This is a genomic window from Nocardia sp. NPDC051052, assembly GCF_044456045.1.
Taxonomy (GTDB): Bacteria; Actinomycetota; Actinomycetes; order Mycobacteriales; family Mycobacteriaceae; genus Nocardia.
The window spans coordinates 894,784-911,453 of record NZ_JBITFL010000001.1 but is presented as its reverse complement, the minus strand read 5'-3'; the positions used below and the strand labels follow the sequence as shown (position 1 = coordinate 911,453).

Genomic DNA, 16,670 nt, shown 5'->3' with positions numbered 1-16,670 from the left:
GTCCCGACAACAGGAGAGCATGCCGACGCCGGCGACCGGGGGGTCGTCGGCGTCGGCATTTCCACCTTCGCCCAGACGCGCTCCGACACCCTGACGCACACGCGAAAAGGCGGGCGCCTACGGCGATTCGGTTCACAATCAGCGCAGCCAGGCCATCGTGCCCAGGTGCACGGCGGCGAGCCCCACACAGGTCACCGCCATGGGGATATTCCGTTGGCGCGCACCGACGATCGCGTCGCCGACCTGAGCAAGGCCCGCGATGGCGAGCACCGCCGCGATCGCCGGGGTGTCGCCGCTGGCGAGCATGAACAGTGTGACCACGCTGAGCGGCAGCGCACGGGCGGCATAGGCACCGAGGAAGAACGTCGACGCCGAGGTGATCTGCTCACCTTCGGCGAGAGCCATTGCGGGACGGGCCAATCCGACCAGGCAGGAGACACCCGATACAACGGCGACAGCGGCGTTGGCGACGGCAAGGACGATCATCATTCGCTTCTCCTCTCAAATCATTCTTACTGTGAATCATTTTGATAGAGATATACTTCCCGTCGTGGACGAAGTCAAGAACGGGGCCGCGGTCCCTGGCACAGTCGCCTTCAGGCTGGGCACGCTAGGCACGATCGCGACCGCCCGCTTCGCCGCGGCCGTCGAGCCGCTGGACCTCAAACCCAAACACGTCGGCGTCATGACCGCGCTCGATCTCGGCGTGGCCGCTTCTCAGCAGGACCTCGCCCTGCAGCTCGGGGTCGCACCCAGCCTCGTGGTCGCCCTCGCCGACCACCTCGAACACCTCGGAGCAATCCACCGGGACCGCGACCCGGGCGACCGCCGCCGCCAAATCCTCACCCTCACCGACTACGGCCGCACCCTGCTCGCCCAATGCGCCGACCTCGCCCGGCAGGTCGATAGCCAACTCACGGCGAAACTCAGCCCCCGACAGCTCGACGCCCTTCAGGACGCACTCGCGATCCTGGCCGCCGACCTCGGATTGCCCACGGCCTGACCGATCGCGCTCGCACGCGGCGACCACTACCCGAGACTCGACGCCTTTCGGACGGCTTATGCGGGCGGCATCATGGCGCTGGCCGCGCTGCTGGGCGGCGGCTGCTCGCCGGCGATGATCCTCGGCTGGACTCGACCGGATCCAGACCAAGAGTCCTGAGCTACCGCGATCCGATCCCGCTACCTGCTGCGCGGCGGTGGCAGGAGGCGGGTACGGAGGCAGTGGTCCAGGTATCGGTGCAGCAATTCACGATCTATCCGGGGACAGCGCACCGTGCTGGTGGCAAGGCCGCGAACGACATTGGCGTTGTGCACCATGCCGAGGCTGTCGAAGGACAGTGCTCTGTCGGCGTCCCCGGATCGGAGGTCGAGGAAGGCCAGCACGGTGGGATCGGTCGTCGGGTCGGCGGCCAGTGTGTCGCGCCATTGGGTGATCGGCCGGGTGCTGAGCGGGAAACCGTATTCGCGGACCCAGGCGAAGATGTCGGTCAGGTTCACCGCGGGCACGGGGGCCACGTTGAACACTCGACCGTCGGGCCGTTCGGCGAGCGAGAGCCGGACGATCGCCGAACCGACGAAGTCCACCGGCGTCCAGACCTCGGATGCGTCGAGATCGGGGGCGATCCCGGTTCGTATGCTGGCCAACAGCATTCGCCACAGGAAATCGTTCGGGTTGACGATGCCGGTGCCGGTGGCGCCGGTCACCCGCCCGAGCCGGTAGACGGCGACCGGCAGCCCGCGTTCGGCGGCCTGCTGGAGCAGCCGCTCGGATACCCATTTGGTTTGCGGATAGCCATCCCACAGTTCTTCATGGGCGGGAAGGAACTCTTCGGCCACGTCGGGGTGGATCCGTGCCGGAGCCGCGACGGACAAGGTCGAGACATAATGCACCGGGATCGACCGATGCGCGGCGGCCATACGCAGGATCTCGCGTGTCGCAACCACATTTGTCACCCGCAAACTCGAGTAAGCGCGCCGGATATCGATCACCGCCGCGTTGTGGTAGATCGCGTCGCAGCTTGCCGACAGCTCGGTGAACTGCCGATCGTCCAACCCCAACCGTGGCATGGCGAGGTCGGCAGGCAGCACTACCACGCGGTCGCTCAGCGCCGCGGTGGACAATCCTTGCTCGGCCAGCACCCGCCGAATCCTCGCCAGGCCCTGTGCCGGATCGTCGGCCCGGACCAAACACACCACCTGCGCGTCGGACTGCGCTAACAGCGCGGAGAGCAAATATGCGCCCACGAAACCTGTTGCGCCGGTGAGCAGTACGCGCCGCGGTGGCGACACGAGCGCCGGAGTCACGATCGATGACACCACATCGTCGGGCAGGATCGCATCGGCCAGCGCCGCGGCGGGCAAGCCGGTGATGCGCTGTGGCGCGGCGCCGGGCTCGCTGTCGAGGGCCGCCGCGAGTCCGGCCACCGTGGGGTGGCGGAACAGCAGGGCGACCGGAACGTCACGACCCAGTGCGGCACCAATGCGGTTCACCGCTTGAATGGTCTGCAACGATTGCCCGCCGAGTTGGAAGAAGTCCTCCGTCGTAGACCGGATCCGCACCCCGAGTACCTGTTCCCACACGGTCAGCACCGTGCTTTCCAATTCCGTTGCCGGTGCGGTCCCGCTCGACTGTGTCGTGTCGGTGGCCAGCGGGGAATTCCGCAGGGCACCTCGGTCCACCTTCCCCGAAGGAGTCCTCGGCAGTCGCTGCGCCATGACCACCGAGCCCGGAATCGAGGCGGCGGGCAAGACCGAGCCCAGATACGTTCGAAGTTCGGCCGAGGACGGACAGACCGCTGACGCCGCGGGAACGACATGGGCGGACAGGTGTTTCGCGCCATCGGCCAGCACCCGTCCGACCACCGCGGCCTCGGCGACGCCGGGATGACCGAGCAGCAGCGTCTCGATCTCGGCAGGATCCACCCGATGGCCGCTGATTTTGAACTGTTCGTCGATCCGGCCGACGAAGACGAGCTGTCCGTCTTCGCCGCGACGGACCAGATCGCCGGTGCGGTATGCGCGCGGCCGGCCCGCCAATTCTGGTAGTGACGTGAACCGTTCGTCGGTCAGCTCGGGTCGTCGCACGTATTCCCTGGCCAATCCGGCGCCGATCAAATACAACTCACCAACGGTGTTGGGGGCCGCCGGCTGTCCGTGCTGATCGAGCACCGCTGCGCGTACGCCGGGGAGAGGCACACCGATGGGCACCGTATCTCCGGGTCCGCCCGCGACATTCAGCTCGGCCGCGGTGGCCACCACGGTGGCTTCGGTCGGCCCGTAGGTGTTGAGCAGGCGCACCGAACCACCGGTGATGTTGTGCCACTGGACGATCCGCTCGGGCAGCGCCCCCTCGCCACCGATGATCACCATGCGCACACTGTCCGGCAAGTTCGCAAGGCCCGTCGCGAGGGCGTGGGTGAGTTCGTGCCAGAACGCTGTCGGCAGGTCGAGCACGCTGATGCGGTGTCGCACACAGGCGTCGACGAAGTGCGGCATGGATTGCAGCATCTGCGCGGTGCGCACGACGAGGGTGGCACCGGTCACCAGAGTCAGGAATATCTCTTCGACGCTGGCATCGAAATGCAAAGGGGCGAACTGCAATACCCGGTCGTCGGGCGCCAACCGGTAGCTGTCCCGCGCCCCCGCAACGAAATTCGCCAGCGCGCCCCGGGTGATCAGCACTCCGTTGGGACGACCGGTGGAACCGGAGGTGTAGATGACGTAGGCCGCATCATCGGCCCCTGCCGATGTGGCAGGCCCGAACGCGTTACCGAGGTCCGAGCCGACCGACATCGCGTCATCGATCAATATCACGTCCTCGCCGCGGTTTTCGACCAGGTCGACGTACTGCGCCGTGGTAATGATCGCGCAGGGCTCGGCGTCGGCCAGGATGGCCGCCCGCCGCGATCGTGGCCCCAGGGGATCCATCGGCAGATACCCCGCGCCCGCCAGCAGTACTCCGACGATCGCCACCACCGCTTCGATACCGTTCGGCAACAGCACCGCGACAAGCTGGCCGGGTCGAACGCCGCGTCGGCGCACGGTGTCGGCCAGTTGTTGTGCGGCCGTGGCGAGTTCCTGGTAGGTCAGCCGCCGCGTTCCCTGCTCGATAGCGACGGCAGTGGGCTGCCGACGAGCGCGTTCGAGGATCAGATCGACCACGGGTCGCGCGGGTGCGGACAACGGACCGCCGTCGAGTACGGCTCGGTCGCGTTCGGACGCGGGGAGCGAACGGATTTGGGCGATCGGTCGATCGGAGCCGCCGAGCAATTCCAGCACAGCGGTCCGCACCTGGGCGAGCATGCCGTGCGCGTGCTGCCCGTCGAGGGCGGCGTCGAAGGTGGCACGCAGCACCATCTCGGTCTCCGGAATCACGTACAGCATCAGTGGAGTTCCGGTCACCTCGTCGAACTGGACATCGGTGATCGACAGACCGGTCCCCTCGGCGGCCAGATCGTGTGCTGCCGGGTAGTTCTCGAAGACCATAATGGTGTCGAACAACGCCATTTCGCCGACGGACCGAGCCACCCCGCCGCACCGCTCCACCTGGGCCAGGGTGAGGCCGTCGTTGGCGCTGATCCGAAGCTGACGATCCTGAATGCCGCGCAGCCAGGCCGCAACGGGCATGGCCGGATCGACCGGAACCCGTAGTGGCAGCGTATTGATGAACAATCCGACCGCGGACTCGATACCGTCCAGCTCCGCGGACCGTCCGGTGGTCGTCACGCCGAACACGACGTCGGATTCACCGGTCCACCGGGCCAGGAGCAGCGCCCACGCCGCCTGGAAGAGTGTGTTGACCGTGACGCCGAGCGCGATCGCACCTCGACGCACCGAGGTCGTTTCGTCCTCCGTGAACCGCAACTCTCGAACGCCGTGGCGAAGTGCGCTGCCCGGCAACGTATTACCCGCGGGCAGCGCCCTGGTGGGTGCCGTGAGACCGGCCAACTCCGTGCGCCAGAACGACTCCTGCGCCGCCGCGCGTTCAGCGTACACGGCCGCACGCCGTGCCAGGAGCGCCGAATATGCCGGTGGTTCAACGAGTATGGGTGACTGATCCTGAAATGCCGCGCGGTAGCACGACATTACTTCGCGCAGTACCGTCCCGAGGCTCCAGCCATCGAGCAGGAGATGGTGGTGGGTCCATATCAGCTCGAAGTGCTCCGCGGATCGCCGCACCAGTGTCCAGCGCATCAGCAGGGGCCCGGCGAGATCCGGAAAACCGCGCTCCCGGTCGGTCTCCAGCACCTGTGCCATCCGCCGATCGCCATCGGCGGGGTCGAGTCCACGCAGATCGACGACCGCGATGGTGACATCGCCCTCGGCGATGACATGCTGGACGGGTCGGCCCACCGAATCGAAGCCGAAGCGCATCCGCAGCGTCTCGTGCCGATCCAGCACGTGTTGCCATGCGGTACGCAATGCCGCGACCCGCACGGGCCCGCTCAGCCGGAGGCGAACCTGCTCGCAGTACAGCTGCGGTGACTCCTGGGTGACGCAGTGCAACAGCATGGTTTGTTGCATGGGTGAGAGCCACTGGGACTGCGTCGTTTCGGCGTCCAGGTTCGAGTACGCGTCGAGATCGTGTTCGGCCGTCGTGCTCGCCGCCGCCATCTCGATGACCGTGCGATGAGCGAATATCTGCTCCGGTGTGAGCAGCACACCGGCTCGACGTGCTCCCGCACTGAGTCTGATTGCGAACACCGAGTCACCGCCGAGGGCGAAGAAGTCCGCGCCGATACCGATATCCGATCGGTCGAGCAGTTCCGCGAGCAGACGGCACAACAGCGTCTGACGCTCGTCGGTGGGGCGCGCTACCTCGGAGCCGCTACCGACGGCCATCGCGGCAAGTGCTTTGCGGTCGACCTTTCCGTTGCCGCTGAGCGGGAATCGTTCCACAACAACGATTTCCGGGGGCACCATGTAGCCGGGCAGGACAGCACGGCAGTGTTCGGCAGCGAGCGCGGCCACCTCGGTGCCTGCGTCAGTATCGGCGACAACGTAGCCGACGAGGTGCCCGCCGGTGGCGAGCACAACGACGTCGCGAATGGCGCTGTGCTCGCGCAGCACCGCTTCGATCTCTCCGAGTTCGACCCGGAATCCGCCGATCTTGACTTGCTGGTCGGTCCGGCCGAGAAATTCGATGAGTCCGTCTCGGCCATACCGCCCGAGGTCTCCGGTGCGGTACAGGCGGCCGAAGTCCTGGTGGGTGACGAACCGCTCCTCGGTGCGCCGGCTGTCCCGCCAATAGCCCTGCGCCACACCGATACCGCCGATGTGGAGTTCGCCGGTGACCCCCGGCGGACAGGGGTGACCGACCTCGTTGAGGATGTGGAACCGCTGGTTGGTCATCGGGCGCCCGTACGGGATGGAGTTCCACTGCGGATCGACCTCCGTCACGGGATACCAGTTCGACCAGATCGACGCCTCGGTGGCGCCGCCGAGGCCGATCACCCGCACGGATCGACCCAGTGCGCGGAGTCGGCCGGGCAGGCTCAGCGGAATCCAGTCACCACTCAACAGGCAGATCCGCAGCGACTTCAGGGCATCGCGGGTGCTGTGTTCTGCCTCTTCGGCGGCCAGCCCCGCCAGTGCGGGGACCGAGTTCCATATCGTCACCCGTTCCCGCCGCACCAATTCCAGCCAATGCTCGGGGTCCTTGAGCCCAGCTGACTGCGGTAATACGAGGGCGCCGCCTGCGGCGAGCACGCCGAAGATGTCGTACACGGACAGGTCGAAGCTGAGCGACGACAGGGCGAGTACCCGGTCGGTCGCGTCGACGGCGAAGCGCGAGTTGATGTCACGAATGGTGTTGGTCGCGCCGAGATGATCGATGATCACCCCTTTGGGTGTGCCGGTCGAGCCGGAGGTGAAGATCACGTAGGCGAGTCGGTGCGGGTCGGCAGGCAATACCCGAGGTGTCGCCGGGGTCGCACGCAAGGTGGAGACGTCCACCTCGAAGACGTGTCCGGCGAATTCCGGTAGCGCTGCCCGCGTCTCGGGCTGGACCAGCACGTGGTCGACGCCACCCAACCGCAGCAATTCCGCGATGCGCCGGGGCGGCAGTTCGGCGTCGATCGGCAGGTAGGCCGCACCGGATTTACAGACACCCAATGCCGCGACGATCTGCTCCCAGCCCTTACGCATGCAGATCGCCACCAGTTGGCCGGGAAGAGCTTGCGCACGTTGCAACCGCGCCGCGACGGTATCGGAGAACTCGTCCAGCTCGGCATAGCTGAGACGGATCCGATGATCGATGATCGCCTCGGCCTGCGGCCGCGCCGCCGCCATGACCCGGAATCCGTCGTGCAACGCGATATCGGACGGCACCGGTCCCGCGGTGTCGTTCCAGTCCTCGACGACGCGTCGATACTCCGCGGTGGGCAATATCGGCGTCGAGCCGACCGGGAGTTCCGGGGCAGCGAGCAGTCCGTCCAGCAGGACCATGAAGCGATCGGTGAAACGCTCGATCGTGGCCGGATCGAACAGATCGGTGCTGTACTCCCAACTGCCATGCAGGCCGTCGGCGGATTCGGCCAGTGACAGGGTGAGATCGAACTGGGAGACGGTGCGCGGCAATTCCGCTGAGGTGGCCGTCAACTCGGAGGTCAGGGCGAGGTGGCCGCCCGCGCCGCCCATCCCCATCAACGCCAGGCTGCTCATCTCCCGTGACCGCGCCTGGCGCAGCACGAACATGACGTCGAACAGTGGCGAGCGGCTCAGATCCCGCGGCACCCGCAGCCGCTCCACCAGCATCGGGAACGGCAGTGCCTGATGGATCATGGCCTCCACCGATGTCGAACGCACCTGCCGCACCAGATCATCGAAGGACGTCGTCGGATCCACCCCGACCCGCATCGGCAGCGCGTTGTCGAAATAGCCTGCCACCGAAGCCCATTCCGCATCCGTTCGACCGGTCATCGGGGTGCCGATCAACAGATCGTGCTGATTGCTGTGCCGGTGCAGGAAGACCGCGAAGGCCGCGAGCAGGGTCTGATAGGTGGTCGCACCGGCAGCGCGAGCGAACTCACGCACCCGGTCGGCGGTCCGGGCCTCAATCCGGAACCCGTGCATCGCCCCGCGGAACGACTTGGTCTGCGGCCGCGGCCGGTCGGTCGGCAGTTGGAGCACGGGGAGCGGACCGGCGAGATTGTCGCGCCAGTACTCCCACAGGCGCTCACCCTCCTGGCTCGCCAGCATTCGGGTCTGCCATCTCGTGAACTCGGCGTAGTGCCGGGTCACCGGGGGCAGCATCGGTTCGGTGCCTGCGGTTTCCGCCTGGTAGAGGGTGGCCAGGTCGTTCACCAGCAGAACCAGCGTCCAGAACTCGCCGACGATGTGATGCACCACCAGCAGGGCGACGTGTTCATCCGGGGCGGTGCGGTAGATGCCGAGCCGCATGAGCGGACCGGTGGTCAGGTCGAAGGGGCGGTCGACCTCTCGTGCGAGATGTGCTGTCAGCTCCTGTTTTCCCCATCCGGTGGCGTCGGTCTCCGACATCCGCAGCGTGTCGGTCGGAATCTGCGCCTGGTGCGGTTCTCCCCTGTCGTCGGTAACGACGCGGGAGCAGAGCACGCGATGGCGCTGCGCGAGCCTGGCCACCGCGCGGTGCAGCGCGGCCGAATCCAGCGGTCCGCGCAACACCAATGCTTCACCGAGGTTGTAGGCGGTGGCGTCGGGCGCGAGTTGGTGCAGGAACCACAGGGCACGTTGCCCGTAGGACAGCGGCCACTGGGTCGGGTGCCGCTGCGCACGGTCACGCAGCAGCGTGGCCAGCAGCCGGCGCTTCTCGGTCGACGACAGGTGCCGGACCGGATCGGTCTCGGCGACAGGGGAATTCGTCATGCTCGGTGGCCCTTCTGTTGCGACCCGATGATCTGTCCCGACCCCTCGATCTCGGCGTCGTCGGCGTATTCGGCCAGCAGTGTGTCCAGCTCTGTGTCCGACAGCTCGTCGAGTCGGTCCAGCAACGTCTCGGGGGCAAGGTTGTCCCGCGACACCGCCGCCGGGGTCGCCAACTGGTCGGCGACATGCTCAGCCAACTCGCGCAGAGTCGGTCCGCGCAGAATCAGTGCGGTGGGCACGCGGATCGAAAAGGCGGACTCGATGCGATTTTTCAGCTCCAGGCCCATCAACGAGTCCAAACCCAGTGCGGTGAGCGGGGTGTTCAGCGCCACCCGCTCCGGTGCGGTGTCCAGGGTCTGTGCCAACCGAGCCCGCAGTTCGATGCTGATCCGCTCGATCCGCTGCGCGGGATCCGCATCGAGTAGGTCGGCGAGGTCGATCCCGGCGTTGTCATGTCCCGCCGCGCTCGCGCCGGAGTTGTCGGCACCGGCCGTTGCGGCGGAGGAGGCGCCGAGTAGGTCGCCGAGCAATCCGGCCCCGATGCGGCCACCCGCGATGCGTTGCCAGCGTTGCCAATCCGCGTCCAGGACGGCGAGCACCGCACGGTCGTCGCCGAGTGCGCGGCCGAGCGCCGCCAGCGCCGCCTGCGGTGCCATCGGACGCAGGCCCACGGCGGTGAGCCGTTCCGCGGTGGCCGAGTCGACGACCATGCCCGCACCGGCCCACGGTCCCCAGGCGATGCTCACCGCAGGCAGACCGTTGGCTCGGCGATACTGCGCCAGCCCATCGAGAAAGGTGTTGGCCGCGGCATAGCCGGACTGACCGGGGGACCCGAGCGCACCGGCGATCGAGGAGCACAGGAGGAAGAAATCCAGCTCCGACGCCGCCGTCGCGCGGTGCAGATGCCAGCCACCGTCGACCTTCGGGCCGAGCACCGCGGCCACCTGAGGCCAGCTCTGCTGGTGCAGCAGAGCGTCATCCAGCACGCCGGCGGCATGCACCAGACCGCGCAGCGGCGGGAATTCCCGCCGGATCCGCTCGACGATCTCGACGGCCTGACGCGGCTCGGCGACGTCTCCCCGCACGTAATGCACCTCGGCGGGCCCGGCGGCCAACGCCGCGATCGCCGAGCGTCCCTGCTCGGTGAGCTCGGAGCGGCCGTTGAGCAAGATCGTCCCGGCGCCCTGGGCGATCAACCACCGCGCGATGGCGAGGCCCACACCACCGAGCCCCCCGGTGATCAGATAACTGGCATCCGGCCGGATCGGCATCGTTGCGTCCGAGTGCGTCCGGTCCCGCTCGACCAACCGGGGCGTCAGCCACGAGTGGGCCCGATGTGCCTGTTGCACTCCATGTTCCGAGCTGATCAGCAGATCGACCAGAGCGCAGGCTTCGTCGGTCACGGAGCCGCTTGGATCGAGGTCGGCCAGTCCGCCGAAGGTCATCGGATTTTCCGTGGCCAGCGTCCGTCCCAACCCCCACACGACGCTCTGGCGCGGATCGATCGGCTCCCGCGCCACTTGCTGCGCGCCCCTGGTGATCAGCCATACCGGCCCGCCTTCGGCGGTCGTCCAGCCGTTGAGCAGCGGAACAAGTTCGCGGACAAGCGAATTCGCTGTCGCCGCGGGTTCCGTGGCGGCAGGCTCGAGCGGAAGCAGGTCCAGTGCCGAGAGATACAGCACCCCACGCCACCGCGCGGCGCCGAGCGTGCGCCAGTGATCGGGATCGGTGATGTCGAGCCGTTGCCTGCCACCGTCCGGGTGGCACAGTTCCCAGCCCCCGTCCACGGCGGATATGACCGCGCAGGGCTCGCCGCGTTCGGCCAGCATCTCCAGGATCCGATCGCTGAGCGGGCCGCGAGTCGACCACACCAACCACGCACCCGTGCGGGCCGGGTGGGTCGCAGGCCGCGGAGGCGAACCGGGCCGCCACTGAATGTCGTAGCGGCACACCGCATCAGGGTCGGCAAGTCCTACCTGCTCAGGCTTTATCGTGGTGAGTCGCACCCCTTCGAGCAGCAGCACCGGACCGCCATGCTCGTCGTAGACCCGGATATCGGCCAGCACCTGGTATCCGCCCCGCTGTGCGACCTCGAGGACTTCGATATCGCCCCAGGCGGCCGCCACCGGTCGGCGAGCGAGCACCACCCGCCGGACCGTCAGGGGGACCAGCAGGTCGCCCCGGTCGGTCAGCTCCTGAATCACGGCGTCGGGCAGGGCTCCGGCGATCGCCTGGAAGCAGGCGTCCACGAAACCGGGGGCCGCGACCACGTCCGCATCCACGCCGTCGGGCCTGCTCAACATGAACCGGGTCGACCGCGAACCCGGCCGCACCCACCGGATCCACCGGAAACTTCCGCCGAGCCGCAACCCTCGGCGCGCCGCTTCGGCATAGAACTCCGCACCGTCCATCGCGTCGTCCGGGCGCACCGACTCGGGTGGCTCCTCGGCAATCGACGAGCACAACGAAGCCTTGGACCTGGCGTGCATGCTCCAGTGCCGCGGCCGTCCATCCTCGGCCGGTGCGCTGTGCACCTCGACCGCCCAGGCACCCGGCTCCGCCGGCGTCAGCTGGCATTGCGCCCGGTGCTGCTGCTCCCCCGCGAGTACGAGCGGCCGGGTGAAGACAACGTCGGAAAACTCGAGATCCGCGGCGCTGTTCGCCAGATGCCAGATAGCGCCTGCCGCAGCGGTCAACCAGTACGCCCCCGGCACAACGACGCGACCGAACAGCCGATGATCACCGTTGTCCGCTGGCTGATTCTCACCCAGTATCTGCTCGAAAACCGCTGCGCCGGAAGGCAACCACACCGGGGCGCCGGCGTAGGGCACGGTCAGTTCGGCGGAAGAACCCGGCGTCGTGTTCTGTGCCAACCGCGCCAATGTCCGCCGACCGCGTTCGACGAACTTGTTGGAATGGGTGACGCCCTCGAAGGGATATGTCGGCACTCGATGTATGCGACCGGGCCGGTCACGGTGGTACTGCGCCCAATCGATCCGCGCACCCCGGGTGTACAGCGCGGCCAGTGCCCGCTGCACCCGCTCCGGCTCCGGTTCGGCGCCGACCATTGCGGCAAAGGCGTGCACATCCGCTTGCTCGACGCCGCGGCGCACGAATCCGGCCAAGACGCCGGCCGGTCCGATCTCGACCATGAGCGGGCAACCCGCGTCGACCAGGGTCCGTACTCCGGCGGCGAATCGCACCGGTTCGCGGACATGCCGACGCCAGTACGACGGTTCGCTCAACTCGGTGCTGTCGGCGAACTCGCCGGTCAGATCCGAGACGAACGCGGTGTGCGGCGCATGTGTCATGGCCCGCGCCACCTGCTGTTCGAATTCCGCGAGCATCGGATCCATCAGCGCGGAGTGGAACCCGCGGGTCACCGGAAGTCTGCGGGTCGGCACCCCGGCGCCGGACAATCGCGAAACCACCTCGGCCAGAGCCGATTCCGCGCCGGATATGGTCACCGCGGCCGGACCGTTGACCGCGGCCACCGTGACCAGATCCGCGTGCTCACCGATCGCGTCTCGTACCTCGTCCACGCCGGCGACCACCGCGTACATGGCACCCGGCGAGGTGTGCCGCATGAGCCGGCCGCGGGTAGCTACCAGGCCGGCGGCGGTGTCCAGATCGAACACGCCTGCCGCACATGCCGCCGCGTAGGCGCCGACACTGTGCCCGAGCACGGCGTCCGGTCGAACACCCATCGACTCCCACAGTGCGGTGCTCGCGTATTCGAAGGCGAACAGCGCCGGTTGGGCGTACTCGGTGCGGTCGAGCAGGGTGCCGGACCCGAACAGCACCTCGAGCAGTGGGACATCGAGATGTGCTCCCAGGGCTTCGGCACACCGGTCCAGCGCCGCGCGGAACATGGGTTCGACGCGGTACAGCTCCTGGCCCATTCCGGCACGGTGGGAACCCTGCCCGGAGTACAGGAACGCGATCCGGGCGGGGCGGGCGTCGTCGCTAACGGTCCCGGTCAACTCGGCGAGCTGTACCGCGGCATCCGCCGGGTCCCAGGCCACCACGGCACCCCGGTGCGCGAAATGGGTGCGGCCGGCATTGACGGTCCTGGCCATATCCGGCAACGCGATTCGATCGACCTCCAGTGCCCGGCGGTAGCCGGCGGCCAGTTTCCGCAGGCCGACGTCGGTGCGGGCCGATACGGTGATTACCGCGGGCCGGTCCGGTGTCATCGCCGCGGGCGACGTCACGTCCCGCTCGCGTGCGGGCGCTTCGAGCACCACGTGGGCATTGGTGCCGGATAAGCCGAACGAACTCACCCCGGCAATCCGCGGGCCACCCGACGGCCAGGCTTCCGGTGCCGTCGGTATGCGAATCCGTGAGCCGTGCAGCCGGATCCGCGCGTTGAGTTCCTTCAGATTCAGGTGCGGTGCGATGGTTCCGTTCTCGAAACACAAGATCGTCTTGATCAGTCCCGCCATTCCGGCGGCCGCTTCCAGATGCCCGATGTTGGTCTTGACCGATCCGACCAACAGCTCCCGGCCTGCCAGCGGTCCGAAAACATCGCCGAGCGCGTCCAGTTCGATGGCGTCGCCGAGTGGCGTTCCGGTCCCGTGCGCTTCGATATAGCCGACCTCGTCCGGTGTCACGCGGGCATCGGCCAGCGCCTCGCGGATCACCGCCCGCTGCGCCACCCCGTTGGGTGCGATGATCGAGGCACTGCGACCGTCGTGTTTGACCGCCGATCCGCGGAGCACGGCCAGCACTCGCTCACCATCGGACACCTCACGCAGCCGCCGGAGTACCAGCACCCCGCAGCCTTCGCCGCGGCCGTAGCCGTCGGCGCCCGCATCGAAGGTTTTACAACGTCCATCCGCCGCAATCATTTTGGCGAGCGAGAGGTTGATCCAGATATCGGGCGACAGCAGCAGACTCACCCCGCCGACCAGGGCCATATCGCATTCCCCGCGGCGCAGGCTGGCCGCCGCCAGGTGCAGCGCGACCAGGGACGAGGAACACGCGGTGTCCAGGCTCAGCGCCGGCCCCTGCAGATCCAGCGCGTGGGCAAGTCGACCGGATGCCATACCGTGCAATGTTCCCGGGCCGGTATAGGCCTCGATCATCTCCGGCGCCCCGGCCCATATCTGCAGATTGAGAAAGTCGGTGCTCGAAACACCCACGAACACACCGGTTTTGCTACCGGCCAGCTGGTCCGGGGGCTGGCCGGCATCCTCCAGTGCTTCCCAGGTGGTTTCCAGCAGCATCCGGAACATCGGATCGATACTCCGAGCTTCCCGGGGCGCGATTCCGAAAAAGTCGGCGTCGAAATCTTCGACATTATCGAGAAATGACCCCGCGCTCGCGTGAGTTCGGCCGGGCCGGTCCGGATCTGGATGGTAGAACTGCCCGAGCCGATCCGGCGGAAATGGCCGCACCGCGTCCCGTCCGTCGGACAGCAACGACCAGAATCCGGCCGGTCCGCGTTCCGCGCCGGGAAAACGGCAGCCCATTCCGATGACGGCAATTTTTTCCTCGCGACTGTCGGTCATCGCGGCGTCCTTTCCGAAATTGCCAATACGCCATCCAGATAGCCGGCGAGCGCATCGATCGTCGGGTGATCGAACAGCAGGCCGATCGGCAGCGATACACCCAGCTCGGCCTGTACCCGGTTGCGGATCTCCACCGCGGCCACCGAGTCGATACCGAGCTCGAGGAACCCGGTTCTGGCGCCGAGCGCCGACCCGTTCCCGAGCCCCAGTACGGTGTCGACCCGCTCGGTCAGGTAGCGAACGAGCTCGTCGCGCCGTTGCCAGGCGGGACCCCGCGCCGCACGCAGTGTCGTCGGCTGGTCGGCTACCCGCCACTGCGCGACGACCGCGAGACGGCCGCGCTCGAAATCCGACCGGCACAGCATGCGTTGCACCTTGCCGCTCGATGTCCTGGGTACGGTTCCCGGCTCGACGAGGGCCACCACAGCGGGCATGACGCCGTGCTCAGCGCCGATCGCGGACCGGATCGTGGCCAGCAAACCATCCCGATCCGCGATCTCGGGTGCCTGCCGCAGCTCTTGCAGGACAACAAGTTCCGACCGGCCATCCGGATCGACGGTGAATGCCGCGGTGCCGCCGGGCCGCAAGCCGGGATGGCAGGCCGCGACGCTGTGCTCGATATCGTGGGGATAGAAGTTGCGGCCGTCGATGATGATCATCTCCCGGTGCCTACCCGTGACGAACAACTCGCCGTCACGGAGAAAACCCAGGTCACCGGTCCGGAGGAAGCGCACTCCTGGTCGGCGGGGCAGGGTGGCGCCGAAGGTCTGCACGCCGTGCTCCGGTTCGGCCCAGTATCCGTCGGCGACGGAGGAGCCGCTGATCCAGATCTCACCGATCTCGTCGGATCGACACGGTTGTCGCGTCTGCGGATGCACCACCTGCACGTCATGGTCGGGCACCACCGGCCCGTTGCCGACCAGCACGCGCGTGCCCGCGCCGTCGCGCATGCTGATCCGGCCCTGCTCCAAAACATCGGCGTCGACACGTATTTCGCTCGGGCCGTCCGGGCGCTGCCCCCCGGACACCATCAGGGTGCACTCAGCCATGCCGTAGCACGGAAACAGGCTCTGCCTGCGGAATCCCGCGACCTCGAACGCCGACGCGAAATTTCGCAGCGTCTGCGCGCGCACCGGTTCGGCACCGCAGAAGGCGACATCCCAACCGGTCAGATCGAGCCGTTCCCGATCGGGTGGCTCGATCTTGCGTGCGCAGAGGTCGTAGGCGAAGTTCGGGCCTCCCGCGCTGACGCGTGACTTGCCGGAAATTCGTTCGAGCCAGGTCGATGGGGAGTGCAGGAAAGTCAACGGCGACATCAGCTCGCAGGTCATTCCGACATGGAGGGGTTGCAGGATGCCACCGATCAAGCCCATATCGTGATAGGGCGGTAACCAGGTCACCACGTGGCAATCTGGGTCATGTCGCATCGCCTGCCGAATGAGCTCGCTGTTGGCCACCAGGTTTCGCTGGGTCACTCGGACTCCGCGCGGGGCACGGGTACTGCCCGATGTGTACTGCAGGAAGGCGAGGTCGTCTGCCGTCGACAGCAGGGGGCGCCAGTCAGCGGCCGCACTGTCCGGCACGATATCGGTTGCGCACCAACGCAACTGGGGTCCATCGCGCTGAGACAACAACGAGTCGCCAACGGCGCGCACCGCGCTGATGGTGAGCACCATCGACACCTGCGCATCCTCGATGATCCCCAGCAGGCGCGAGAGCGACCGAGCGGATCGCCCAACCTCCGGCGGATAGGCGGGTACCGCGATAACACCGGCGTATTGGCAGCCGAGAAAGGCCGCGACGTACTCCAGGCCCGGTGGATACAGCAGTAACACCCGATCACCTGGCAGGCACTGGTCCTGCAGTGCCGAGGCGATCGCCCGCGCTCGGGTATCCAGGTCGCCGTATGTCCAGTGCACGTCGAATTCCGAAGCACCAGTAACGAACGTCAGTGTCCTTTGCCCCGGGGTGTTCTCGGCATGGTGGCGGATAACGTCTACGAAGGACGTCTTATCGGTGATAGGCAGGTCCGAGACCATATCTCCCCCTTTATTTGCACTGCAAAGAATGTCGAACGCGACGTCGCGTACTGCGCCGACCTATGGGTTGTTCCGGCAGCGGTTCGAGCTCAAAGGATAGAGTCGCGATGATGCCGGAGCTTGAGTAGTCGACTACTCGTTCTTCAGAAAATTGCGTCCGGCCGGTATTGCAATCCTCATCTTTTCGATGGCGCCGACCGCAAGATCAGATCCCATCCGTCCGAGTTGATCTCGTCGGCGGGATAAGCGAACCGGCACAGTGGCAGGTGAC

5 protein-coding genes are annotated in these 16,670 nt (G+C 67.2%); 1 reads left to right on the top strand and 4 read right to left on the bottom strand.

Going from position 1 to position 16,670, the window contains the following annotated elements; translation table 11 throughout:
- Positions 1-138: 138 nt before the first annotated feature.
- Entirely contained in the window at positions 139-489 is a 351-nt protein-coding gene (locus ACIBCN_RS04040; RefSeq protein ID WP_396989957.1) for a hypothetical protein, read from the bottom strand.
- A gap of 61 nt (positions 490-550) precedes the next feature.
- Between ACIBCN_RS04040 and ACIBCN_RS04035 the strand changes: the two genes are divergently transcribed.
- Positions 551-1,003 (top strand): MarR family winged helix-turn-helix transcriptional regulator, encoded by a 453-nt coding sequence (locus tag ACIBCN_RS04035; protein WP_396989956.1) that lies wholly within the window; start codon positions 551-553, stop codon positions 1,001-1,003.
- Between the two features lie 179 nt (positions 1,004-1,182).
- Here ACIBCN_RS04035 and ACIBCN_RS04030 read toward each other — a convergent pair whose 3' ends face one another.
- From ACIBCN_RS04030 to ACIBCN_RS04020, 3 genes are read right to left on the bottom strand one after another with little or no spacing between them, the layout of a single operon-like run.
- Positions 1,183-8,847 (bottom strand): amino acid adenylation domain-containing protein, encoded by a 7,665-nt coding sequence (locus ACIBCN_RS04030; RefSeq protein WP_396989955.1) that lies wholly within the window; start codon positions 8,845-8,847, stop codon positions 1,183-1,185.
- Positions 8,844-14,360, bottom strand: a complete 5,517-nt coding sequence (locus tag ACIBCN_RS04025) for a type I polyketide synthase (protein WP_396989954.1) — start codon at positions 14,358-14,360, stop codon at positions 8,844-8,846. The genes ACIBCN_RS04030 and ACIBCN_RS04025 overlap by 4 nt, the downstream gene beginning before the upstream one ends.
- Positions 14,357-16,399, bottom strand: coding sequence for an AMP-binding protein (locus ACIBCN_RS04020; RefSeq protein ID WP_396989953.1), 2,043 nt, complete (start codon positions 16,397-16,399; stop codon positions 14,357-14,359). The genes ACIBCN_RS04025 and ACIBCN_RS04020 overlap by 4 nt, the downstream gene beginning before the upstream one ends.
- Between the last annotated feature and the right edge of the window lie 271 nt (positions 16,400-16,670).